This is a genomic window from Pseudoalteromonas sp. MM17-2 (genome assembly GCF_022347945.1).
Lineage (GTDB): Bacteria > Pseudomonadota > Gammaproteobacteria > Enterobacterales > Alteromonadaceae > Pseudoalteromonas > Pseudoalteromonas ruthenica.
This window is the reverse complement of sequence record NZ_JAKRFV010000035.1, coordinates 1-24,649: the sequence shown is the minus strand read 5'-3', so window position 1 is coordinate 24,649 and position 24,649 is coordinate 1. Positions and strand designations below refer to the sequence as shown.

21 protein-coding genes are annotated in these 24,649 nt (G+C 45.9%); 9 read left to right on the top strand and 12 right to left on the bottom strand.

Translation table 11 applies throughout. The features are described 5' to 3' along the window. From MHM93_RS18825 to MHM93_RS18805, 5 genes are all read right to left on the bottom strand, one after another. A partial coding sequence (locus tag MHM93_RS18825) for a calmodulin (protein ID WP_239450169.1) occupies nucleotides 1-189 on the bottom strand: 189 nt, incomplete at its 3' end. Nucleotides 190-909: 720 nt separating this feature from the next. Continuing rightward, nucleotides 910-2,361, bottom strand: coding sequence for a TrkH family potassium uptake protein (locus MHM93_RS18820; protein ID WP_239450168.1), 1,452 nt, complete (start codon nucleotides 2,359-2,361; stop codon nucleotides 910-912). Between the two features lie 39 nt (nucleotides 2,362-2,400). Then, nucleotides 2,401-3,015, bottom strand: coding sequence for a YigZ family protein (locus MHM93_RS18815; RefSeq protein WP_239450167.1), 615 nt, complete (start codon nucleotides 3,013-3,015; stop codon nucleotides 2,401-2,403). 59 nt (nucleotides 3,016-3,074) lie between these two features. Further along, the gene (gene pepQ, locus MHM93_RS18810) at nucleotides 3,075-4,397 is read right to left on the bottom strand and encodes a Xaa-Pro dipeptidase (protein WP_239450166.1); all 1,323 of its coding nucleotides are present in this window, start codon (nucleotides 4,395-4,397) and stop codon (nucleotides 3,075-3,077) included. Nucleotides 4,398-4,457: 60 nt separating this feature from the next. Then, nucleotides 4,458-6,341: a transglycosylase SLT domain-containing protein gene (locus tag MHM93_RS18805; RefSeq protein ID WP_053910995.1), complete on the bottom strand. Its 1,884-nt coding sequence runs from the start codon at nucleotides 6,339-6,341 to the stop codon at nucleotides 4,458-4,460. A gap of 301 nt (nucleotides 6,342-6,642) precedes the next feature. Here MHM93_RS18805 and fadB point away from each other — a divergent pair, with 301 nt between their 5' ends. The 3 genes from fadB (at nucleotide 6,643) to tusA (ending at nucleotide 10,319) form a co-directional block, all read left to right on the top strand. Next, a complete protein-coding gene (fadB, locus tag MHM93_RS18800) occupies nucleotides 6,643-8,805 on the top strand; it encodes a fatty acid oxidation complex subunit alpha FadB (RefSeq protein ID WP_239450165.1) in 2,163 nt (720 codons plus the stop codon). A 2-nt stretch (nucleotides 8,806-8,807) separates the two neighbouring features. Next, nucleotides 8,808-9,971 carry an acetyl-CoA C-acyltransferase FadA gene (fadA, locus tag MHM93_RS18795; RefSeq protein WP_045979470.1) on the top strand — a complete coding sequence of 388 codons (1,164 nt, stop codon included), beginning with the start codon at nucleotides 8,808-8,810 and terminating at the stop codon, nucleotides 9,969-9,971. Nucleotides 9,972-10,079: 108 nt separating this feature from the next. Then, nucleotides 10,080-10,319, top strand: coding sequence for a sulfurtransferase TusA (tusA, locus tag MHM93_RS18790; protein WP_022944865.1), 240 nt, complete (start codon nucleotides 10,080-10,082; stop codon nucleotides 10,317-10,319). Between the two features lie 3 nt (nucleotides 10,320-10,322). Here tusA and MHM93_RS18785 read toward each other — a convergent pair whose 3' ends face one another. The 3 genes from MHM93_RS18785 to glyQ all read right to left on the bottom strand — a co-directional run bounded on the left by MHM93_RS18785 (nucleotide 10,323) and on the right by glyQ (nucleotide 13,862). After that, a complete protein-coding gene (locus MHM93_RS18785) occupies nucleotides 10,323-10,775 on the bottom strand; it encodes a hypothetical protein (RefSeq protein ID WP_053911106.1) in 453 nt (150 codons plus the stop codon). A gap of 109 nt (nucleotides 10,776-10,884) precedes the next feature. Then, on the bottom strand, nucleotides 10,885-12,954 hold the full coding sequence (gene glyS / locus MHM93_RS18780; protein ID WP_239450164.1) for a glycine--tRNA ligase subunit beta: 2,070 nt from the start codon (nucleotides 12,952-12,954) through the stop codon (nucleotides 10,885-10,887). A gap of 8 nt (nucleotides 12,955-12,962) precedes the next feature. Beyond that, the gene (gene glyQ / locus MHM93_RS18775; protein ID WP_239450170.1) at nucleotides 12,963-13,862 is read right to left on the bottom strand and encodes a glycine--tRNA ligase subunit alpha; all 900 of its coding nucleotides are present in this window, start codon (nucleotides 13,860-13,862) and stop codon (nucleotides 12,963-12,965) included. Between the two features lie 290 nt (nucleotides 13,863-14,152). On the opposite strand from glyQ, the gene MHM93_RS18770 reads away from it, so the two are divergent. Continuing rightward, entirely contained in the window at nucleotides 14,153-14,497 is a 345-nt protein-coding gene (locus MHM93_RS18770) for a hypothetical protein (protein ID WP_239450163.1), read from the top strand. Between the two features lie 59 nt (nucleotides 14,498-14,556). Then, nucleotides 14,557-15,288 (top strand): S8 family serine peptidase, encoded by a 732-nt coding sequence (locus tag MHM93_RS18765; protein WP_239450162.1) that lies wholly within the window; start codon nucleotides 14,557-14,559, stop codon nucleotides 15,286-15,288. Nucleotides 15,289-15,367: 79 nt separating this feature from the next. Here MHM93_RS18765 and gyrB read toward each other — a convergent pair whose 3' ends face one another. From gyrB to dnaA, 4 genes are read right to left on the bottom strand one after another with little or no spacing between them, the layout of a single operon-like run. Continuing rightward, on the bottom strand, nucleotides 15,368-17,785 hold the full coding sequence (gene gyrB / locus MHM93_RS18760) for a DNA topoisomerase (ATP-hydrolyzing) subunit B (RefSeq protein WP_239450161.1): 2,418 nt from the start codon (nucleotides 17,783-17,785) through the stop codon (nucleotides 15,368-15,370). 11 nt (nucleotides 17,786-17,796) lie between these two features. Further along, a complete protein-coding gene (recF, locus tag MHM93_RS18755; RefSeq protein ID WP_239450160.1) occupies nucleotides 17,797-18,888 on the bottom strand; it encodes a DNA replication/repair protein RecF in 1,092 nt (363 codons plus the stop codon). A gap of 3 nt (nucleotides 18,889-18,891) precedes the next feature. Then, nucleotides 18,892-19,995, bottom strand: coding sequence for a DNA polymerase III subunit beta (dnaN, locus tag MHM93_RS18750; protein WP_022944872.1), 1,104 nt, complete (start codon nucleotides 19,993-19,995; stop codon nucleotides 18,892-18,894). Nucleotides 19,996-20,005: 10 nt separating this feature from the next. After that, nucleotides 20,006-21,406 carry a chromosomal replication initiator protein DnaA gene (gene dnaA, locus MHM93_RS18745; protein ID WP_026111101.1) on the bottom strand — a complete coding sequence of 467 codons (1,401 nt, stop codon included), beginning with the start codon at nucleotides 21,404-21,406 and terminating at the stop codon, nucleotides 20,006-20,008. A gap of 569 nt (nucleotides 21,407-21,975) precedes the next feature. Here dnaA and rpmH point away from each other — a divergent pair. From rpmH to yidC, 4 genes are all read left to right on the top strand, one after another. After that, on the top strand, nucleotides 21,976-22,110 hold the full coding sequence (gene rpmH / locus MHM93_RS18740; protein WP_045980711.1) for a 50S ribosomal protein L34: 135 nt from the start codon (nucleotides 21,976-21,978) through the stop codon (nucleotides 22,108-22,110). A gap of 3 nt (nucleotides 22,111-22,113) precedes the next feature. After that, nucleotides 22,114-22,539 (top strand): ribonuclease P protein component, encoded by a 426-nt coding sequence (rnpA, locus tag MHM93_RS18735; protein WP_022944874.1) that lies wholly within the window; start codon nucleotides 22,114-22,116, stop codon nucleotides 22,537-22,539. Between the two features lie 93 nt (nucleotides 22,540-22,632). Next, nucleotides 22,633-22,884: a membrane protein insertion efficiency factor YidD gene (yidD, locus tag MHM93_RS18730; protein ID WP_082079318.1), complete on the top strand. Its 252-nt coding sequence runs from the start codon at nucleotides 22,633-22,635 to the stop codon at nucleotides 22,882-22,884. A gap of 27 nt (nucleotides 22,885-22,911) precedes the next feature. Further along, the gene (gene yidC, locus MHM93_RS18725) at nucleotides 22,912-24,537 is read left to right on the top strand and encodes a membrane protein insertase YidC (RefSeq protein ID WP_239450159.1); all 1,626 of its coding nucleotides are present in this window, start codon (nucleotides 22,912-22,914) and stop codon (nucleotides 24,535-24,537) included. Nucleotides 24,538-24,649 lie beyond the last annotated feature (112 nt).

The following is a 24,649-nucleotide window of genomic DNA, read 5'->3' as shown; positions in this document are numbered from 1 at the left end:
TTTTGACAGCTCACCGTTACCATCGGTATCTAGCTTGTCGAAGTGTTTGCTAAGCTCTGCATCCACTGCTGCTTCTTGCTTGCTGATAGCGCCATTGCCGTCTGCATCTAAAGTAGAGAAATCTGCTGCAAACGCTGCGCTTGAAGCTGCTAAAGTGATAAGTGCTAAAGTTGAAGTCATGCGTTTCATAATCAATATCCTTCTTTACTTGTTGAAATCTTTGTCAGTAACGTTCTGTGCTAATTGCTACTGCGTTTTAAACTCACCCTGACTATTACAAGTCCGGTGCCAACATTAAAAAAGCATTATTTATCATGGAGGTATATGTAAATCAGGGGAGTTAAGAGCCGTTACACTATGTTTTTCTGTTGCTCTTTTGCGACACAGTTCAGGCTTAAAATATAATATCTATATTTTTCAAGAGGTTATTTTGCAACTTCTCACCTTGAATTCAGCCAATTACCTGCCTGGATTGAGCTGAAGGTGACTTTTAACTGAATGAAAGTGTAATGCCATCATTCTCATAAATTATTTTTTATGTTTATTTTTATAAAATTCAGCAACTTAAAATTTAAATGACTATTTGTAAGGGGATTTTGATTGAGCCCCGACTGCACACCAAGCGTTGTGTTGCTTTTTAGCAACAACGCATCTTTGGTTCAGTAAAGAAATGGAATTTAGGACAAAAAGAAATACAGAAGAGATAAAAAACAATTGAGTGCCTACGCTAGGCATCCACGCCTCAACGCCACTCAATGAGTGACGTTAAGTCACAGCCATGAGATAGAAAAGGGAGAGCATGGTGGCAGGAATTCATCCTGAAGCGACGCCCGGCTCAGGCATCCACGCCTTCGCGTTCGGCCCTCAACGAGTGACGTTAAGTCACTCGCTGTCGCAAGCGACCGTGCCTCACCCACGCCAGAATGTTGGGGTAAACAGCACGAGGAGAGTAAATATCTCTAACCGGCCAAAGACCATTGCCAATGTCAGGATCCACTTTGCGCTATCACTAATGTCACCATAGTGAGCGGCTACTTCACCCAAGCCTGGACCAAGGTTATTAAGGCAGGCGGCGGTCGCCGAGAAGGCAGTGATATTATCTAGCCCCGTCCCCATCAGGCTGATCATAATAATTACAAACACCAAGGCATAGGCAGAGAAAAAGCCCCATACCGCCTCTACAACCTTATCTGGTAGGGCTTTACGACCTAGCTTAATCGAATAGATGGCGCGCGGGTGGACCAAACGGTTAAGCTCCCGGATACCTTGTAAGTACAGTAAAAACACCCTCACTACTTTCATTCCCCCGCCTGTGGAGCCCGCACAGCCACCAATAAAACTGGAAAAGATCAGCAGCATAGGCAGAAACAGCGGCCAAGCAGAGAAGTTATCGGTCGCAAAACCGGCGGTGGTACTGATGGAAACGGCCTGAAACATCGCCTGGTCGAGAGTTTCATCACCATTAGCGTAAATGTTATTAGAGGAAAGCACTGCGAAACAGATAATGATGAGTGCCACTTGAATCAGAACAAATGCTTTAAACTCAGGGTCGCGCAAATAAACTTTGCCACTACGACTGGCCACCGCTGCGTAGTGCAGTGAAAAGTTGATTGCCGCAATTAGCAAAAACACCACACAGATTAGGTTAATCACGGGGCTATCAAAGTGCCCCATCGACGCATCATAGGTAGAGAAACCGCCAATGGCTATGGTTGAAAAGGCATGACAAATCGCATCAAACCAATTCATTCCCGCAACCCAATAAGCCAGCGTGCAAGTTAAGGTAAGCGAGACATAGATATACCACAGGTGTTTTGCCGTATCGGCAATTCGTGGTGTCATTTTTGAATCTTTCACCGGCCCTGGCGTCTCAGCACGGTACAGCTGCATCCCACCCACACCAAGCATAGGGAGCACGGCAACGGCAAGTACGATGATCCCCATACCGCCCAGCCATTGTAATTGCTGGCGATAGAAAAGCACCGACTTAGGTAAATATTCTATGCCTGTAAGTACAGTCGCACCGGTAGTGGTCAGCCCAGAAAACGCCTCAAATACGGCGTCTGCCATTGATAACTTGGGTGCATCTAGAAAAATCAGCGGTAAAGATGCGAACGAGCCCAGCACCAGCCAAAACAACACCACAATTAAAAAGCCTTCCCGAGCCTTTAAATCTCCATGCTCATTACGGTTGGGGTAGTAGGCAATTAAGCCAGCAATGACGCTAAAGACAAAAGCGAGAATAAAAGGTAAGCCGCCACCATCTTTGTATATTAGTGAGACCAAGGCTGGCGGCACCATAGTGATGCTGAATAACGCCACCAGCTGGCCCAGTATTTTTATTATCGTGCGGTATTGCATCTAGCGCATCGCCGTGACTTTTGTTTGCATGTTATTGTCTTACTGTTTTATTTTTAACTCAACAGTACCGTGGCTTAAATCAAAGATATCTTTTATCGCTGCATCGCTTTGGCGCTCATCAATACATATCTGCCAACGAATGGCGCTATCGTATTGCTTCTCAATATCAAGGACTTGATAGTGAGTTTGCAACCTTTGCTCTATGACTCCCTGTAGAGCATAGTCACTGTCGCCAATGAGTATCACACTAGGCACCTTAACCTGGGTAACTAGTTGCGCCAGCGCGTTATTAAGCGTACCACCATAGGCACGAACCAACCCACCGGTCCCAAGCTTAATACCACCGAAGTAACGCGTTGTCACAGCACAAATTTCGCCAAGGCCACTGCCTTGGAGCACATTCAGCATTGGTTTGCCAGCAGTCCCATTGGGCTCGCCATCATCAGAAAAGCCATACACATGGCTGCCTCCTGGAGCCCCTGCTACATGAGCCCAGCAGTTATGACGGGCATCGGGGTAACGGCGATTAATATCGACGATAAAGTCCTTCGCCGCACTAATATCCGGCGTGTGCGCCACATGCACAATAAAAGTGCTCTTTTTGATTTCTTCTTCGTAACTTAATGGCTCACTAGGGTATGAGTATTCAGACATAACGGCAGGATCATTGATAGCAAACTGCGGAGCACTTAGGCCCCGCAGTGAATGGGTGGTTAATCGAGCTCTAGCTCGCGAGTCATATTCTCAAGGCTGTCTTCGTGAACAATGATATTGTCCTCAATACGAATACCACCGAAAGGATTAAGCTCTGCGACCTTGTCCCAATTAATATGCTGATTATTATCTGTCGCTGCTAAATCACCGAGCAAGGAATCAATAAAGTACAACCCAGGTTCAATGGTAAATACTTGATTCGCTTCAATCTTACGCGTGCAACGCAGGAATGGGTGACCTTCAGGCGGCTCTTGGTGTGCGCCCTGCTCGTCAGCCATAAAACCACCCACATCATGTACTTGTAAACCAATATGATGGCCTAAACCATGTGGGAAGAACGTTGAGGTAATGCCTTTGGCAACGATCTCATCGGCCGATAAGTTAACGATGTTAAAGTCACTCAGTGTTTGCGCCACACGTTGGTGACAATCAAGGTGTAACTCACCATATAACTTGCCAGGTGCCAACTGGTTACATAGCGCAATTTGGTGCTGCTTCATGGTGGCAACAAGCTCAGCAAATTCCCCTTCACCAGTAAAGTCATAGGTTCGAGTAATATCGGCTGCGTAACCATTGAAGTTGGCGCCAGCGTCAATCAAAAAAGAACGATGGGTAGCAGGAGCAACACGATCAAAGTGCGTGTAGTGCAAAATGGCGCAGTTTTCATTTAGCGCCACAATGTTGCCGTAAGGCGTGTCATTTTCGCTGTGTTGGGTCGCTAACAGGTAGGCTTGTTGAATTTCAAATTCGGACTTGCCTTGAAAAAACGCATCTCGCGCAGCTTTGTGACCTTGTACAGCGATTTTATTCGCCTCACGCATACAAGCAAGTTCGTACTGCGTTTTGTAGGCACGGTGGTAATGATAAAAGTTCATTACCGGCTCCGGATTCATCAGCTCAAAACCCAAAGCTTGAGCGACTTCCAAGTATTCGCCAATATATGCAAATCGCGCCTTATCATAGGGTAGTAACTTTTCTACCTGATCCGGTTTCACCAGCAGTTCAATATCAAAGTAGTCAGCCCAATACTCATTCGGCTCATCGGGGACCTTGTGCCAAAAGTCCACAGGGCGATAGAAAATCAGCTTTGGCTTATCAGTGCCATTCGCGACAATCCAGCAATGTGGATTATCTATCACTGGCAACCAGGCCTTAAATTGTGGATTCACCTTAAACGGGTAGTACATATCGTCTAAGAACTGGCGCTTAGCTTGGCCAGAATGGAAAACAACACCGTCTAGGTTTTCGCGTTCGATAATTTCGCGCGTGCGCTTTTGCAAGGTTGCAATATGTTCAGCGTATAACACCGCTAATTTATTCATGTATCACCCACTTTGCTAAATATTATTAACTGCAGTCTATCACAGCCGCCAGCTGTGCGGCTAACCACCTATGCGCATATCAAGAATAGACGCTAGGATGTTTTCATTTTTGCCTTGTTTAGTAAGGTATACTTGCCGATAAGCAAATACATTTTTGACATAGTCGCGCGTTTCCCGATACGGGATCAATTCAATCCACAGCTCCGCAGGCATAGCTTGATCCGGTAACCATTTACGTACACGGTGATAACCCGCATTGTAAGACGCTGTTGCTAGCACTTGGTTGCCATTAGTTTTACCCTCTAAATACTTGAGGTACTTGGTGCCCAAATTGATATTAGTGCTGGGCTCGTACAAACGCCGTGAAGACACGGTACTACGATTAATGTACTTCGCGGTGCTAGGAAGAAGCTGCATTAAGCCCCGGGCGTTGGCCCGAGAGCGGGCATCCGGAGCAAAAGAGCTCTCACGCCGAGCAATAGCAATACTCCAATCCATATCCACCTTGTTGCGGCGGCTATAGCGCTTAAATAAGTCGGTGAATGCATCAGGGAAGCGTAAATCCACGTAATCCCAAGCCTTTATACGCGCTAATGTAAAGATGGTACTGTCATGCCAGCCTTGTTCACCGGCTAATACCGAAGCCGCTAGTTTCTCCGCTTCACTTGACGTATCTATTAGGTAATTCCATTCCCTGCGCGCGCTGGTGTAGCGCTTCAGTTCATGCAAACGTTTGGCGCGTTTGAAGCCTGGCGCCTGAGCCACCTTTTCCTTCAACCCAGGCGGCAACATCAACTGTTTACTATTAAGGTTAACCGGTTGGTCCAAGCGTGCGGCGGCAAGAAAGCCATAATAATCTCGTTGTTGTGCCAGCGGCAGCCATATATCTTGGGCCTCTTGTGCCCGCCCTTGACGAAAATAGCTGTATGCAAGCCAGTATTTATGGCCATTGCTGAGATTGGTTTTATTAGTGAAGTAAGCTGATATCCCTGGCCAATCTTGCTCTCTGAGCATATTTGCCAGATGCCACTGCATTAGCTTTTTATCATGGCCCGCATCGGGCACTTTATTTAACCAAAATTTCGCTTCATCATGTTGTTTTACCGCCAATGCATAAGCAAAAGCATAGTTAATTTCCTGACGTTGCTCGTCGGTAAAAGTGAACATGTTATCGAGTTTGGTCCATGCTCGAATCGCTAGTTCCGGATCTCGCCATACCAAACGCTTAACGCCATAATGGGCAATTTCCGCTTCTTTGCTGCTTTTGTTTTTGAATCGGTACAAACCTGCTGCAGCACTGGGGTCTTTGCGCACCGCAGAATATAAATCAGCTAAATAACGCTCATTTTTCGGTAGCAACGTTTTCAGGTAGCGCAGCAAGTGGTGTTCGCCCTCTCGAGCTGCCAACCCTACCCGTTGCCATACCCGTTGTGGAGTTTGCATCCCAGCATCACGCCACTTAGCGAATAAGGAGTCACACTGTTTCGGTTGAGATTGCCCAACCACCCATAGATCAGCAACTTGCGCTAATATTGCTCGCTCAGGGGCGCCTAGTTGCAATTGAAAATCTAGGTACTGGCACTTTAACTGCGCATCGCTTGTGGGTTGATAATTAGCAACAAAGTCGGCTTTTCGCCCTCTTTTAGCTAGGTAGTTAAGCCAGGCTCGACGCACCGGCCACTCGAGGGGAGTATTTTGGTACACGCTCAAAAAGCGCTCTATTTCTGTTTGATATTTTAACTGCGGATGGCGTTTATAAAAGGCCATCTCGACATAAGGCTTAAGAGGGTGATCGAGTTGGCTATTGAGGCGCTTAAACTCTTTATAGTTGCCTGACCAGGCCACCTTTTCCGCCTCTAAAAAATCGTCATTGTCACTGGCTAAAGAAGCACTAGAGGCGTGCAGTAGGGATGCAGCCAGTAACACATGTATAAATCGTTTCATGATAATCCTACGTTTTATCGCGCGAAACACAGGTAACGGAATAACACTAAAAATGCTCAAAAAGGCACGTTACCATTATTGGTTCAACGAACCATCTTAACTGTACTACATTAATGGATGAGTTTTGACCTTTAGTAACCGCATCTATACGTGTTTTGGTCGCATCTCGTATCAGCGTTAATTTTTAACCGAATGTAAATTTTAGCCGGAAATTTTCATTGCATTTTCGGATTAAAGACGCGACACTGATCGAAAACCCAACTCATCGTACCAGTTTCACATGAAACAAAGGGAGATACCCATGATATTTCAGAGCGATTCCTTTGTAGTCTCTTTTATAAAGGACCAAATTGCTGAGTTTAAGTTCACTGTACCTGGTTCAGTGAATAAACTATCTCAACAAACCTTAAATGACTGCTTAGAGGCCATCAAAGAATTACGTCAACGTGACGACATTAAAGGCATGGTATTTACCAGCGATAAAGATCACTTCATCGTTGGTGCTGATATTTTTGAATTCCTACCCACTTTCCAAAGACCAGAGCAAGAGCTTGTAAGCTGGATTAAAAACGCAACCGATGTGTTTGATGCTTTAGAAGACTTACCTTTCCCTACTATCAGTGCCATCAATGGCATGGCTCTTGGCGGTGGCTGTGAGTGGGTTCTGGCGACCGATTTCCGTGTTGGTAGCAGCAAAGCTAAGATCGGTTTACCTGAGACCAAACTGGGTATCATGCCAGGCTTTGGTGGCACCGTGCGTTTACCTCGTATCATCGGTGCAGACAATGCCATGACTTGGATCACTACGGGTCAGGAAAACCGTGCCAATGATGCACTAAAAGTAGGCGCACTTGATGCTGTGGTTACTGATGACACGCTTGTTGATGCATGTATCAACATGCTGGAGCAAGCTATTGCGGGTAAGCTTGATTGGCAAAAGCGCCGCGCAACGAAACAAGCGCCATTGAAGATGAATAAGGTAGAGCAAGGCATGAGCTTTGCCATGGCCGAAGGCATGGTTATGGGCAAAACTAAAGGCCACTACCCAGCGCCAGTGCTTGCAGTGAAAACCATTAAAGAAGCCGCAAATATGAGTCGCGACGAAGCCATGGCAGTAGAAAATGCCAACTTCGCCAAGCTGGCTAAAACCAATGAAGCTGCTGCGCTAACCGGTATTTTCTTGAACGATCAGTTCATTAAAGGCAAAGCTAAAAAGCAAGCCAAGGGTAGTAGTGTCACCATCAACCAAGCTGCGGTACTAGGTGCGGGCATTATGGGCGGCGGTATTGCTTACCAGTCAGCCTACAAAGGCACACCTATTGTCATGAAAGACATTAACCAAGATGCTCTCGACTTAGGTATGGGCGAGGCAGCAAAGCTACTTGGTAAAAAAGTAAAACGCGGCCATATGAACATGGATAAGATGGTCGGCGTACTAGGAAAAATCAAACCGACTCTCAACGATGCGGATGTGCAAAGTGCTGATATCGTAGTTGAAGCCGTGGTTGAGAATCCGAAGGTGAAAAAAGCGGTATTAAGCGACCTTGAAAAAACCTTAGGTGACAATGCCGTACTAACATCAAACACGTCGACAATTCGTATTGATGAACTTGCCACAGCGCTAGAAAAACCTGAAAAATTCTGCGGTATGCACTTTTTCAACCCCGTTCCAAAGATGCCTTTGGTAGAGGTGATTCGTGGCGAGAAAACCTCAGAAGATACCGTCAACGCTGTAGTCGACTATGCCCTTAAGCTAGGTAAGTCGCCCATCGTTGTGAATGACTGCCCTGGGTTTTTCGTAAACCGTGTGCTATTCCCCTACTTTGCTGGCTTCAGCAAAATGGTCAGCGAAGGAATCAGCTTCGCAAAAATCGATAAAGTCATGGAAAATGTCTTTGGTTGGCCGATGGGGCCCGCCTACCTACTAGACGTGGTAGGTATTGATACCGCTTTCCATTGTACTGGCGTGATGGCTGAAGGCTTCCCTGAGCGTATGGCTCGCCAAGAGAAAGATCCGGTCGCCGTATTTGCAGAAGCTAAACGCTACGGTCAGAAAAATGGCAAAGGCTTCTACAGCTATGCCCCTGATCGCCGTGGCCGTTTGAAGAAGAGCCATGATGACGAGGCGTTAAAATTACTATCAACGCTGAGCGACAGTGAGAAAGACGTTGATAAGCAGGAAATGATCGACCGCTGTATGGTGCCGATGATCAACGAAGTATTACTTTGCCTTCAAGAAAACATCATTGCTTCACCTCAAGAAGCAGACATGGCATTGGTATATGGTATTGGCTTCCCGCCGTTCAGAGGCGGTGTATTCCGCTATTTAGACCAAGTCGGCCTAGCTAACTTTGTAGCAACTGCCGATAAGTACGCACACCTTGGTGCGATTTACCAAGTATCTGACCAAACACGTCAATGGGCCGAGCAAGGCCGCGTGTTTTATCAAGTGGAGGGACAATAATCATGAATAATGTTGTCATCGTCGATTGTATTCGTACACCTATGGGCCGCTCAAAAAATGGCGTATTCCGCCACAAGCGTGCTGAGGACCTTAGTGCCCACTTGATGAAAGGCCTGTTAGAGCGCAACCCTGCTGTGGATCCTGCGTCAATAGACGATATCTATTGGGGTTGTGTACAGCAAACCTTAGAACAAGGCTTTAACGTCGGCCGTAACGCCGCACTGTTGGCAGGTATTCCACACACAGTGCCAGCAGTTACTGTAAACCGGTTATGCGGCTCATCAATGCAAGCGTTGCATGATGCGGCACGCGCAATTATGACCGGTGCTGGCGACACTTACCTTATCGGAGGTGTGGAGCATATGGGCCATGTACCGATGACCCATGGTAATGATTTCCACCCAGGGCTCGCTACTTCTGTAGCTCAAGCCGCAGGTGTGATGGGCCTAACCGCTGAATACCTTGCCACCTTGCACGGTATTAGCCGCGAGCAACAGGACCAGTTCGGCGCTCGCTCACACCAACGAGCTCATGCAGCCACAGTAGAAGGTCGCTTTAAAAGCGAGATTCTGCCGATGGAAGGCCATGATGAAAGTGGTGCATTGACCTTGGTTGAAGATGATGAAGTTATTCGTCCAGAAACCACCGTCGAGGGTTTATCTCAGCTTCGTCCTGTATTTAACCCGGCTTCTGGTAGCGTCACTGCAGGCACATCTTCAGCGTTGTCTGACGGTGCTTCTGCCATGTTGGTTATGAGTGAAGACAAAGCTAAAGAGCTAGGCTTGCCAATTCGTGCTCGTGTTAAGTCAATGGCGGTCGCCGGCTGCGATCCATCAATCATGGGTTATGGTCCGGTCCCTGCGACTAAGAAAGCATTGGCACAGGCAGGTATCAGCATTGATGATATTGACGTTGCTGAGCTTAATGAAGCATTCGCAGCGCAGTCTTTACCAGTGCTTAAAGACTTAGGTCTACTGGATAAGGTCGATGAAAAAGTGAATCTAAATGGCGGAGCAATTGCACTTGGGCATCCATTGGGTTGCTCTGGTTCGCGTATTAGCACCACGCTTATCAATATTATGGAAGATAAGGACGCTAAATACGGCCTTGCAACCATGTGTATTGGTTTAGGCCAAGGTATAGCTACGGTGTTCGAACGTCCATAGCCACATCAATTTGGTGACAAAAAGGCGGGTTAAGCATTATTGCTCCCGCCTTTTTTCTTATCTAAAGTTTGGGTAAACTAGCGCTTTTATTCTAAGGCAACGACACCAATGAACTTTGACCAAGCTGACCATGTTCTTGACGCCATGGGCCTACGTTGCCCCGAACCGGTGATGATGGTGCGCGGTACCGTGCGCAAAATGCGCCAAGGCGAGACCCTGCTAATCACCGCTGATGACCCTTCAACGACTCGTGATATTCCCAGTTTTTGTCGTTTTATGGACCACACCTTGGTGGCCCAGAAAACCGAACAAGCCCCGTATCAGTATTTGATCAGAAAAGGCCAGTAGGCCTTATTCAAACACTTGGTTGACTGTTACCAAGGGCTTTTTAAAGCGTGAGAAATTGATAGACACTTTGTACCAACCTTTCTCTTCTGGCGTAAAGCTAAAATAGTTGTACACACTGTTGCAGTCTGCCTGAACCGGTAGGCCAAGCTCTAACGTTTTATCGAGCCCTTCGTCAAGATAACCGCAATTATAACCAGCACTCCACTGGGCATCGGCTATTTTGAACTCATAGGCCTTCCCCGGCGTAGAGAAGCGAATTTTGGTCTCATAGATGGCTGGCGCCACCCGTTGCATTTGATACTCTGGCTGTGCATCCCACAACGAGAAATCGCCACGCAAGAATAACGGCTTTTTCACTTCTTCAGCAGGCACGATATCATCGATAGTCACTGAGCTTGAGCAAGCCCCCAATAGTAAGGCTGAAACGAGTAACGGAATTTGCTTTGTCATTATTATTTGTTTCCACTTTAAGCGCACTTTTCTCCAGTCTAAGAAATTAGTGCAAAGGCTTCAATAAAAAAGCCAGCTTAATGCTGGCTTTTACTATCACTATGAAAAATGCTCACTATTTCTGTAAAACAGAAATGTCAGCAACTTGCAGAAACAGCGATTGTAATTGTGACAATAGCGCCAAGCGATTGTTCTTAACGGCATCATCGTCAGCCATCACCATTACGTTATCGAAAAAGGCATCAACACTTTGACGTATATTCGCCAATTCACTTAATGCCTGCTGATAATCACCCTGTTCGTACAATGGCGATAATTTCGCTTGATAGGCTGCTACTTGCTCAGCCAAAGTCTGCTCGGCAGGCTCTTGAAGTAACGCTTTATCAATGGCACCGACTTCCTTGATGTCATTTTTGCTGAGGATGTTACCCACTCGTTTATTTGCCGCTGCCAGCGCTTCTGCAGGCTCTAAGCTACGGAAATGGCTTACCGCCTTTACACGCAGGTCGAAATCAAGGGGTTTAGAAGGTCGACGCGCCAACACAGCCTGGATTACATCAACGGCAATACCCTGCTCTTGATACCAAGTACGGAAACGCCCTAGGAGGAAATCAAACACATCCTCAGCGACATTACTGTTACTGAGCTTATCAGCAAACAGTTGCTGTGCTTTGGCGATAATATCAAGCACATCTAAAGGTAGTTGCTTCTCTACCATGATCCGAAGCGCGCCAATTGCTGCACGACGCAGGGCAAATGGGTCCTTGTCACCTTTCGGAGCTTGGCCGATACCAAAAATACCCACTAAGGTGTCGAACTTATCAGCCAGAGCCACAGCACAAGCGATAGTGCTATGCGGTAATTCATCCCCAGAGAAACGCGGCATATATTGCTCGTTCATGGCATTGGCGACATCTTCATGCTCGCCGTCATGACGTGCATAATGCATCCCCATCACGCCTTGAACATCAGTGAACTCCATCACCATCTCTGTCATCAGATCGGTTTTACTTAGTAAACCGGCCCGCTCAGCTAAGGCTTTATCGGCACTCAATTGCTCGGCAATGTAGCCCGAAAGCGCGCTGATACGCTCTGATTTATCTTTCAGGGTACCTAGTTGTTTTTGGAACAACACGGAATCAAGAGACGCTAAGCGGCTTTCCAATGTTTTCTTTTTATCTGCCTCATAAAAGAACTGTGCATCCGCCAAACGTGGGCGCACGACTTTCTCATTTCCAGAGATCACTACACTTGGGTCTTTACTCTCAATATTGGAAACAAATAAGAATTTATTAATCAGCTTGCCATTGCTATCAAGCAGCGGGAAGTATTTTTGGTCGTCTTTCATGGTGTAGATCAGTGCTTCATCTGGCACATCCAAGAACTCTTCTTCAAAAGAGGCGGTTAACGTCACCGGCCATTCAACCAGCGAGGTCACTTCCTCTAACAATTCTTCATCCATCGCGACCTGGGCACCCACTTTTGCTGCAGCGGCATCAATTTGATTACGGATCATCGCTTTGCGCGCCTCGTAATCCGCGACAACGTAGGCTTCCTTCAGCTTAACTAGCGCCTCATCGGCGTGATGAATAGCGACTTTCTCTGGGTGATGGAAGCGATGCCCCTGAAGCTCGTTACCGATCGCTTTACCAAGAATTTCACCCTGAACTAAGCTTGCACCGTAGAAAATGGTCGCGGTGTGTACCGGGCGAATAAACTGAGTCTTGTTAGCTCCCCAACGCATAGGTTTAGGGATAGGTAGTTTAGTTAATGCCTTAGCTACGGCGTCTACAATCAGCTCTTGTACCGCCTGACCAGGAACATTGGCCTTGTGTAGTAACCACTCGCCTTTATCGGTGATATGGCGCTCCGCGTCGCTGACTTCAATACCACAGCCACGAGCCCAACCCAATGCCGCTTTGGTTGGGTTGCCATCGGCGTCAAACGCAGCTTTGACTGCTGGGCCACGCTTCTCGACCACTTTGTCTTGTTGTTTTTCGTCCAGTTGCAACACCATCAACCCCAACCGGCGAGGCGATGCATACCACTGCACACCTTGGTGCCCGAGAGTAAGCTCGTCCAGTTGTGCGGTTAATGCATCAGCAAAGGCTTCTGCAAGTGTGCGCAGTGATTTCGGTGGTAACTCTTCAGTACCAATTTCAACTAAAAGATTCTGTTGTAACATAGGTATTCTTAATCCTTACACAGCGGGAATCCGAGCGCTTCACGCGCCGCGTAGTAACTTTCTGCACAGGCTTTAGATAAGGCTCTAACGCGCAGAATATAACGTTGTCTCTCTGTCACTGAGATAGCGTGACGTGCATCGAGAAGGTTGAATGCGTGCGATGCCTTCATCACTTGCTCATAAGCTGGTAATGGCAACTCTGCTTCTATGAGTTTTTGACTTTCTTTTTCGCACTGGTCGAATTGCTTAAATAGCGCATCAACGTCGGCATGTTCGAAATTGTATTTCGACTGCTCTACTTCGTTTTGGTGGAAAACATCACCATAGGTCACTTTGCCCATCGGACCGTCAGCCCACACGAGGTCGTAAATACTGTCCACACCTTGAATATACATGGCTAAACGCTCTAGACCATAGGTGATTTCGCCGGTTACTGGCGCACACTCAAGCCCCCCTACTTGCTGGAAATAGGTGAACTGCGTAACTTCCATGCCATTTAGCCACACTTCCCATCCTAATCCCCAAGCACCGAGAGTTGGAGATTCCCAGTTGTCTTCAACAAAACGGACTTCATTCTTAAGTGTGTCAATTCCCAATGCAGCGAGTGAGCCCAAGTATAGGTCCTGGATATTGTCCGGAGACGGCTTTAAAACTACCTGAAATTGATAGTAATGCTGTAGGCGGTTAGGGTTTTCACCGTAGCGGCCATCGGTAGGACGGCGACAAGGCTGCACATACGCACTCGACATTGGCTCTGGGCCAACGGCTTTTAAAAAGGTGAGTGGATGAAACGTGCCTGCGCCCACTTCTAGATCAAAAGGCTGTGCAATAACACAGCCCTGCTGTGCCCAGTAATCCTGTAACGCTAGGATAAGGCCCTGAAAGGTTTGTAAGTCGTATTTTTGCATAATGAGGTTAGATTCTGCTGCTTTGAGTGCGGTTTTATTGCTCACAGTATACCTGCTGCCACGCCGTGTTTTAAGCAGTTTCTTTTACAGTGGCTCTGTAGCTAACAGCCCCTTCCTTTCACATTCATAATCTATTCATTTAACCACCACTGAATTATTTCTTCACATCTAATTTATTATTAGCATTTTTAATTCTTCTTTATTCCATTATCAGCAAAGCAGCCTGAGTTTGTTAAATTGGCGTTAACAGCAATAGTGACCAATAAAATATAACTAAGATAGGATTCGAAATGAAAAAGACACTTTTAGCCACAGCGGTATTCGCTGCATCCACCGGTATAGCCACTGCACAAAGCGTCCCTAGTTTTACTGATACAGCGGCACAGATGGAGATCGATAATACCTGTATTATCCGTTTTAATGACTCGGTTTCTCGCTTTGATGTCGAAGGTAAAGCACGCGGTATGTTGACTAAGGCAAAAGCTCAAGCCAAACACCTATATAAAAATGCGACCAAAGCTATGGCTGTTAATATGAACTGCGCTGAAGCGAAAACGGTATTTGCAGACGAGGGCGATGTGACGCGCTTCACCGAGGATGGCATTGCCTATGCCTTGCCAGCAAAAAAAGGTTGACCTGGCGGCGACAGTCAATCTCAACAAACGCTTTGAAGCGTCCGCGTGTTGGAGGTCCAGTGGATGGTTCTGGCTATACCGCGTGGGTACTCGATACCGGTATTGACTTAGACCATGCTGACCTCAACGTTGATGCTAACCGTGGCTTTACCGCTTTTACTAAAGGGCGTGACGCAGACATGAATGATGGCAATAGTCATGGTACTCATGTCGCCGGCACTATCGCTGCTGTTAACAACGGTATCGATGTTGTTGGTGTTGCTGCAGGTGCTGATGTGGTCCCTGTAAAAGTACTCGATTCTCACGGTTCTGGCAGCTGGTCTGGGGTATTAGCAAGTATTGATCATGTCGCCGCTAATGCCTCACCAGGCGACTGTGCAAATATGAGTTTAGGTGGAGGCTTTAATCAGGAACTTAACGATGCGGTCGAAAATGCCGCACAACTATCGGGAGCCTTTTTTGTAGTGGCCGCAGGCAATAAAAGCCAAGATACCAATAATGTCTCTCTAGCGAGCGCTTCCCATAACCGGGTTTATACTATTTCAGCAACAGATAGCAGCGACCGCTTTGCTACTTTCAGTAACTTTGGCAACCCACCTATCGATTATGCCGCACCTGGAATCGGTATTCTTTCTACACGCCAAGGGGGTGGCAACAGCACAATGTCTGGCACATCAATGGCCTCACCAGCGGCGTGCGCGGTGATCGTTATGAGCAATGGTAATCCAGGCACAGACGGATCGGCGTTGAACGATCCAGATGGCAATGCCGATGATATTATCCATCTTTAATATTAAGTATTAAATCAATAAAAAAGCCCTTATATGTTTATGTAAGGGCTTTTAGTTATATCGTTATTAAGCTGTATTTCTACACATCTAGATTCACAACACGAAGTGCGTTTTGCTCGATAAAGTCACGGCGCGGCTCTACTTGGTCACCCATTAGAGTTGCAAACAATTGGTCTGCCGCTATAGCGTCTTCAATGGTCACTTTAAGCATGCGGCGAGCACTAGGATCCATCGTCGTTTCCCACAGCTGCTCAGGATTCATCTCACCCAGTCCTTTGTAGCGTTGGGTGTATAGGCCACGCTTAGAATCGGCAATTAACCACTCTAGTGCTTCAACAAAGCTGCTCACTGGCTGCGTTTTCTCCCCGCGTTGAACATAAGCGCCTTCTTGCATCAGGTCTGTGATTTTCTCACCTGTAACACTAATACGCTGATAATCTTTGGAGGTTAAGAAATCGTGGTTCAGTACATAGACTTTATCAACCCCGTGCTGACGAATATTGATCAGCGGATAATAGAGTTTACGCTCTTCGTCGAATTGCGTGTGTGCGCTGAAAATAGCCGCATCTTCATCTTTAGCAATTAAATCTTCTACCAGTGTTTTCGTCCATGCTAACACTTTCTCTTCATTATCAAGCTCAGACTCACTAATACGAGGTTGGTAGATTAAGCTATTCATCATTGAAGATGGGTACTTTCTCGCTAAACGTTCAATGACTTTTTCGGTGCTCTGATAATCGCGAACTAGATTCTCTAGCGCGTTATCTTGAATGGCATTTGCTCCCTCACTGGTATACAGTGCGGCACCGTTTAGTGCGAGAGAAGTTAAGTACTCAACGAGTGCATTATCATCTTTGATATACCGCTCTTGCTTACCTTTTTTAATTTTGTACAGCGGTGGCTGAGCAATATAGACATAACCACGTTCAATAATTTCTGGCATTTGACGATAAAAGAAAGTCAGTAGCAGAGTACGGATGTGCGAGCCATCTACGTCAGCATCGGTCATGATAATGATACGATGATAGCGAAGCTTTTCAGGGTCGTATTCATCACGGCCAATACCACAACCTAACGCCGTAATGAGCGTAGCCACCTCTTGCGAGCTAAGCATTTTATCAAAACGGGCTTTTTCAACGTTTAGGATTTTACCCTTAAGTGGCAAGATAGCTTGGTTTTTACGATTGCGCCCCTGCTTCGCAGAGCCACCCGCTGAGTCACCCTCCACTATGTAAAGTTCAGACTCCGCAGGGTCTTTCTCTTGGCAATCAGCGAGCTTACCAGGTAGGCCGGCTAAATCCATGGCTCCTTTACGACGCGTCATTTCACGCGCTTTACGCGCTGCTTCACGCGCACGTGCGGCGTCAATTATTTTACTGACAACGACTTTTGCATCACTTGGGTTCTCAAGTAAGAACTCACCTAACTTTTCGGCCATCGCTTGCTCAACAGCAGATTTCACTTCGCTGGAAACAAGTTTATCTTTGGTTTGCGATGAGAACTTAGGATCTGGCACTTTAACGCTAACAACTGCGGTTAGACCTTCACGGGCATCATCGCCACTGGTCGACGCATTGGCTTTTTTGTTAAGGCCTTCTTTTTCCATATAACCATTCAATGTACGGGTGAGCGCTGCACGGAAACCGGCTAAGTGCGTTCCACCATCACGTTGAGGAATATTATTGGTAAAGCAGAAAATACTTTCTTGGAAGCCATCGTTCCACTGCATAGATACTTCAACGCTGATGCCATCTTCACGCTCATGGGTGAAGTGGAAAACATTTTGATGAACTGGTGTTTTCTTGCGGTTCAAGTATTCAACGAAAGCTTGTATACCACCTTCATATTTAAAGTGGTCACGCTTATCTTCCTCGCGCTCATCGGTCAAAATGATAGATACGCCAGAGTTCAGAAATGATAATTCTCGTAAGCGTTTAGCTAAAATATCGTAATGGAAGTTAATATCGCTGAATGTTTCTGAGCTCGGCCAGAAGCGAATTTCTGTGCCTGAGGTTTCCGAATCACCAATCACAGAAAGCGGCGCATCAGGCTCACCCATGGTGTAGGTTTGCTTATGTAATTTACCTTCGCGGCGAATTTCCAGCGCCAGCTTTTCTGATAATGCGTTAACAACCGAAACACCTACACCATGCAGACCACCGGATACCTTGTATGAGTTATCATCAAATTTACCACCGGCGTGTAGTACGGTCATGATAACCTCAGCCGCTGAGACTCCTTCCTCTTCATGGATTTCAGTTGGGATACCACGACCATTGTCGCGAACTGATACTGAGCCATCGGTGTGGATAGTTACGAAGATGTCGTCACAGTACCCTGCTAATGCCTCATCGATTGAGTTATCGACGACCTCGAAAACCATATGGTGTAAACCGGTGCCATCATCGGTATCACCAATGTACATTCCTGGCCGTTTTCGTACTGCATCTAATCCTTTCAGTACTTTAATACTTGATGAATCGTAATTTTCAGACATGGTGTTTCCATCTATCTTGTTATTAGTTTGCCATGTTTCACGTGGAACAAAGCTTCAGTTCTATCCAAAGCTTCTAACACAGCAGAGACACTTTCGGACTCAATTGTCGTTATAAATATTTGCGCTTGGCAATGGGATAATAATTGGCCCACCTTGCGCTTTGTATCTTCACTGAGCTCCGAGGGTAAGTCGTCTATTAGCAACAGTGACTGCTTCCCGGTCTCTTTTTCAATTAAGCTATTTTGCGCTACTTTAAGCGCATATAAAAGCAGTTTTAGCTGTCCTCTTGAAAAGACATGCTCTGCTGCACCCACATCGGTTTTTATCGTTATATCCGCCTTGTGGGGCCCTCTCGATGTATATCCACGTGCAAGGTCGCGTTCGAGGTTTTCTGACAGTACATCAGCGAGTGAATCTGACTGTTTCCACCCGCAATGGAACTCGATTTTCAGGCCTTGCATCAATTCAAGTTCAGCACACAGTCTATCAAAAAAATGCGCTTTAAACCTCTCAATATAAGATTCTCTTAGCGCCGTAATATGCTGCGCCAAACGGACAAATTCTCTGTCCCATACAGCAAGTTGAAGCTTGATATCTCGGGGCCTTTGTTTGAGTAAAGCATTACGTTGCTTAAGTATGCGGTTAAAGTTTTGCCACGCATTTAAAAACTCATGTTCCACGTGGAACACACCAAAATCAATAAATGCCCGTCGCTCCTTCGGTCCACCAAAGAAGAAGGAGTAACTTTCAGGTGTGATAACTTGCACAGGCAATACCTGGGCTAAATCTGATATACGTCGGCTTGCTTTTCCCTGAATACGGACTTGGGTCTCACCCTGTACGTTTTTACTTATCCCCATTGGGATGGTGAGATTATTACTGTGCTTTTTTGCGTGCAGAGTAAATTTTTGCGCCCCATGACGAATCACGTTGCGATACTTGTTGGTACGAAAAGAACGTCCATGGGAAAGGAAGTATATGGCTTCGAGAAAACTAGTCTTGCCGCTGCCATTCTCCCCGTAGATGATATTTATGTCTTGGGGAGATAAAGAAACAGCCTCAACGTTTCGAAAATCATTGAGGCTGAGAGAAGTAATGCTCATTATCTATAGACGCATAGGCATAACAACATAGAGCGCTTCACTATCACCTGTCGCTTCCATCAGCGCACTACTATTCGAATCGGCAAGCGTAATTGTAACGTCTTCGGTTTTTACCGTGTTTAGAACATCCAGCAAATAAGAAACATTAAATCCGATTTCTAACTCATCACCTTGATACATAACCTCGACAACTTCTTCGGCCTGTTCTTGCTCTGGGTTATTGGCACTGACTTTTAATAAGCCATTACTCAAATTTAAGCGCACACCACGAAACTTTTCGTTAGACAAGATAGACACTCGGTGCAGAGCATTGCGTAGCCACTCCCGATTTGCAGTGATAATCTTGTCACCCCCACGAGGTAAAACGCGGCGATAATCAGGGAAGCGCCCATCAACTAATTTACTAGTAAATGTAAATTCTGCGTCGCTAATTCGAATATGATTAGCACCAAACTGAATAGTCACAGGATTATCATCTGCCGGCATTAACCGCATGATTTCTTGCACGCCCTTGCGTGGCACTATAAGTTGGCGCTGCGAATTAAGCGATTGAGGTAATTTTTTAAACGCTAATGCGAGGCGGTGGCCATCGGTGGCAACGGTTTTTATTTCATCATTCTCTAATTCAAATGACATACCATTAAGGTAATAACGAACATCCTGATTCGCCATGGAAAAATGGGTGTTCTCGAGTAGCTTTCTCAGCTCCATACGGCTTAGCTGGAACTCAACCTCACCATCCCACTGTTCTAAATTAGGAAAGTCTTCGGCCGCCAACGACAACAGCGCAAAACGGCTTTTACCACTGGTCAGTACCACCTGATGCTCTTGCGAGTTTAAATTGATGTCACTGCCATCAGGCAAGCTTTTACAGATATCTAAGAGCTTTTTAGCTGGCAAAGTAATCTTGGTATCGGCAGTGGGCTTCTCCAAAGTGACCGAGGCAACAAGCTCTATCTCAAGGTCTGTCCCAGTCATATAAAGTTGACCATCACGCACCTCTAGCAATACGTTTGAAAGAATTGGCAGGGTATGTTTTCTCTCAATAGCACCAGACACTTGCATGAGTGGTTTTAAAAACTGATCTCTAGCGATAGTAATTTGCATAAGGCTGACCTTAAGATGACAAAGTTCTTATTAGATTTTGATAGTCTTCTTTCACTTCGTGATTTTCTTCACGCAGTGATTTAACCTTGCGGCATGCATGCAGCACGGTTGTGTGATCACGCCCACCAAAGGCATCGCCTATTTCTGGCAGGCTGTGATTGGTTAATTCTTTAGATAGCGCCATGGCCACTTGTCGTGGACGAGCTACAGAGCGGCTGCGGCGTTTAGATAGTAAATCTGATACGCGAATTCGATAATACTCTGCCACTGTGCGTTGAATATTATCGATAGTCACCAACTTATCTTGCAAAGCGAGTAGATCGCGTAAGGCTTCTTTAACAAAGTCGATTGAAATTGGTCGCCCAGTAAAGTTTGCGTTAGCGATGACCCGATTAAGTGCGCCTTCCAATTCGCGCACATTTGAGCGCAGTTTCTTGGCAATAAAGAAGGCCACTTCATGGGGTAAATTAATCTTACTTTGCTGCGCTTTTTTCATCAAAATAGCCACCCGAGTTTCTAACTCCGGTGGCTCAATTGCAATAGTTAAGCCCCAGCCAAAACGTGATTTAAGACGGTCTTCAACGCCTTCAATTTCTTTTGGGTATCTATCAGAAGTCAGAATAATTTGCTGATTACCTTCTAACAGCGCATTAAAGGTATGAAAGAACTCTTCTTGAGAGCGCTCTTTATTAGCAAAAAACTGAATATCATCAATAAGTAAGGCATCAACACTGCGGTAATAGCGCTTGAACTCTTCAATGGCATTATTTTGCAGCGCTTTGACCATATCTTGCACGAAGCGCTCGGAATGCATATAAACGATTTTAGCGTTTTCTTTTTTCGCTAAAATACCGTTACCCACCGCGTGCAGTAAGTGCGTCTTACCCAAGCCTGTACCACCATAAATGAAGACAGGATTAAATGCCGAACCTGGGTTATCCGCCACCTGTGTGGCTGCTGCTTTAGCTAATTGGTTTGACTTACCTTCAACAAAATTGTCAAAGGTATAGTTTTCTTTGATATTCGATTTGTACTGTGACTTGGGCGCCGGTTCTACGGCGGCAGGTGCCTGCGCACTTTGGGTGACCGCTGGAGCGCTGCTAGCACTCGCTGCCTGGGTATTATTTGTATTACTACTGGGGGCGGGCGTGTTACCGTTGAGTATCGGTTTGCTGCCCACGTCAAAGCGCAATTCAGGAGCTTCGTCACCACATATTTCAACTAATAGTTCATTGATCCGATTAAGGTACTTTTCGCGAACCCAATCAAGCACAAAACGGTTAGGCGCATAAATAGTTAAAGTGTCGTCTGTACTTTCAGCTTGGAGCGGGCGCACCCACATACTAAATTGTTGCGACGGTAGTTCATCCTGCAACACATATAAACAACTTTGCCAAACTGACAGATACACAGTGTACTCCCGAAATTAGGTTTGTATTATTGATACCCGTACATCACGGGTGAAGGTTGTCGTTGCTTGTCTTCCCTGAATCTTCGCCTTGGTGCGATCCGGCTGTCCATTATGACGCCTATTTATCCACAACTTCAATATTGATTTTTTTAGAAATTATGCTCCCTGCGCAAAATTTACATAAGATACTGTTTTTATTTAATATAAATTTTAAAAATAGAAGTTAGCCAGGCCATTAATTAGGGTTTGATCGTATTCAATTTTTAAGATCAATTAAGGTTATTAAGTGGATTTATGCACTTTTTAAACAGAGCCTGTGGAAAACTTCAATTAATCATCGATCTTTTTAGGATCGCTCGCCGATCTGAGCACAATTTTTTCGCTCCCTTACTCCTATAGCACTGTTATTTTCATTGACTTTGACCAAGACTATCTATAGAATTCCGCGCTCGCTAAGGCACCGCTTATTGTCCGGTGTAAATCACTTGGCTTTGTGCAGTGTCTGCGTCTGTGTGAGGATCGCGACCCACACAGTTAATTTAAACCTTAACCGATCGGATGGAATTGTTATGAAAAGAACTTTTCAACCTAGCGTACTTAAGCGCAAGCGTACTCACGGTTTCCGTGCTCGCATGGCGTCAGCAAATGGCCGTAAAGTACTAGCACGTCGTCGTGCTAAAGGCCGCAAAGTACTTTCTGCTTAATTAGTGGAAGACTTTCGCTTTGGCAGGGAGTTACGACTGTTAACTCCCTCGCATTATTCCCGCATTTTTAACGAGCCCGCTCGGGCAGCAACCGCCCTATTCACATTACTAGCTAAACCAAACGACTTAGATAATCCTCGCATTGGTTTAACCGTAGCAAAAAAAAATGTGAAGCAAGCCAACCAACGCAACCGCATTAAGCGTATCGCCCGTGAGAGTTTTCGTCTCAATCAACATCAGTTAGATAACATTGATATTGTGCTTATGGTTAAGCGCGGTATTGACGAGCGTTCTAATGCCGAGATTCGTGCTGAACTTGATAAGTTATGGCGAAAAATCAATGAGCGTTGTAAACCAGGATACAAGCCACCACCCAGACGTCATGGCAAAAAGCGTCCTAATGGGCAGCAAAAGCGCCAGCAATCATAGAATTTAGCGTCTTTTTCAGGTATCTTTAGCTCACCTTTTAATCGACACTCACTGAGTATTCACAATCACTCTGCTCAGTACTGAGGCTTACCTATGATCGCCCATATTTTGGCTATACCAAAACACAGCCTCATTATTGTAATTAGAGGTTATCAAAAGTGGATAAGCCCCCTACTTGGGCCCAGTTGTCGCTTTAATCCGAGCTGCTCTTCGTATGCTCTGCAAGCTATAAAAATGCACGGAGCAATAAAAGGCAGTTGGTTGGCAACGAAACGAATAGTAAAATGCCATCCTTTACATGCTGGTGGGGATGACCCCGTACCCAGCAAACGTAACCATCATTAATCTAAACGACGAGAAATAAGAGCTGTTATGGAATCGCAACGCACGTTTTTAATAATCGGCCTGTTGTTGGTGTCGTTTTTATTATTCCAAGAGTGGAATAATGACTACAACCAACCGCAGCAGCCTAGTGCCCAAACGCAACAAAAGACGCAAAGCCAGCAGGCCGGTCAGTCAGATGTACCGCAATCAGACGTTGATAATTCCCTTACTGCCACTGCTGTGGACCGTAAAATTATCGAAGTGACTACCGATGTATTTGCCGTAAAAATTGATACCTTGGGCGGTGACATCATCGAAACTAAGTTGCTTAAGCACGCTGAAACCCATGGCAGCGATACTCCTTACCTATTATTGGGGGAGTTTGATGGCAATCAGTACTTCTCACAAAGTGGCTTAATTGGTTTAAATGGTCCTGATGCGCAGGCCGAACGCCCAGTGTATGACTCTGAGAAGCTACAATATACTCTCAATGGCGATACCTTAACGGTGCCACTGACTTTCGTTGATGACCAAGGCGTTCGCTTTACTAAAACTTACACCTTTAAACAGGGTCAGTACGATGTAGCGATGGACTACAACGTAGAAAATACCACCGCATCGCCACTGCAAGTGCAGTTGTTTGCACAAGTTAAACGTACAGTGCAAGAAAAAGGCAGTTTAATTGATCAAAGCTACCTTGGTGGTGCTTACGGTACAGACGAGATAAATTATGAAAAATACTCGTTCTCTGATATTGAAGACAAACAATTAAATAAAACCACGCAAGGCGGCTATATCGCTTTTCTTCAGCACTACTTTGTCAGTGCCTGGGTACCAAACCAAGAGCAACAAAACACCGTCTATATGCGCCTTATCACGCCTTCAGTTGCGCAAATTGGTGTAAAATCAGAGCCAATTACGGTGGCAGCCAATAGCACCGCAGACATCAGCGCCACTTACTATATGGGCCCTAAAGACACTGATGCCCTTGAAGCCATTCACCCTAACCTTGATTTGGCTGTTGACTATGGCTGGCTGTGGTTCATTTCACAACCATTGCTCACCCTACTTAAGTTCCTTTACAGCTTCTTAGGTAACTGGGGTCTGGCTATTATCGCCATCACTATTGTGGTGAAGTCATTACTCTTCCCATTAACGAAAGCACAGTACACCTCTATGGCGAAGATGCGTGCCCTGCAACCGAAAATGCAAGCTCTGAAAGAGCGCTACGGTGATGACCGCCAGAAGTTCGGTCAGGCCATGATGGAAATGTACAAGAAGGAAAAAGTAAACCCGATGGGTGGCTGTTTCCCGCTGTTACTGCAAATGCCAATCTTCTTGGCGCTGTTCTATGTATTCCTAGAGTCGCCAGAGCTGCGTCATGCTGAGTTCGGCCTATGGCTAACTGACCTGTCATCAAAAGACCCTTACTACGTACTGCCTATCTTGTTCGGTGCGAGTATGTTCTTGATGCAGAAACTACAGCCAATGACGGTTACCGACCCGATGCAACAAAAGATGATGACCTGGATGCCAGTAATCTTCTCGGTTTTCTTCTTATGGTTCCCATCAGGTCTGGTTCTATACTGGCTCGTGTCTAACCTTATCTCTATTGCTCAAATGCTGATTATTTATCGCGGTATGGAGAAAAAAGGCATGAAAGTACGCGGTTAACAACCCGCTATTGATGACTAGTCCTGAAATAAGTTGACACTTATTTTGATTAAAACGCCTGATGTACTTCATCGGGCGTTTTGTATTTTAGAGCCAGGTGTGGGCGTCTCTT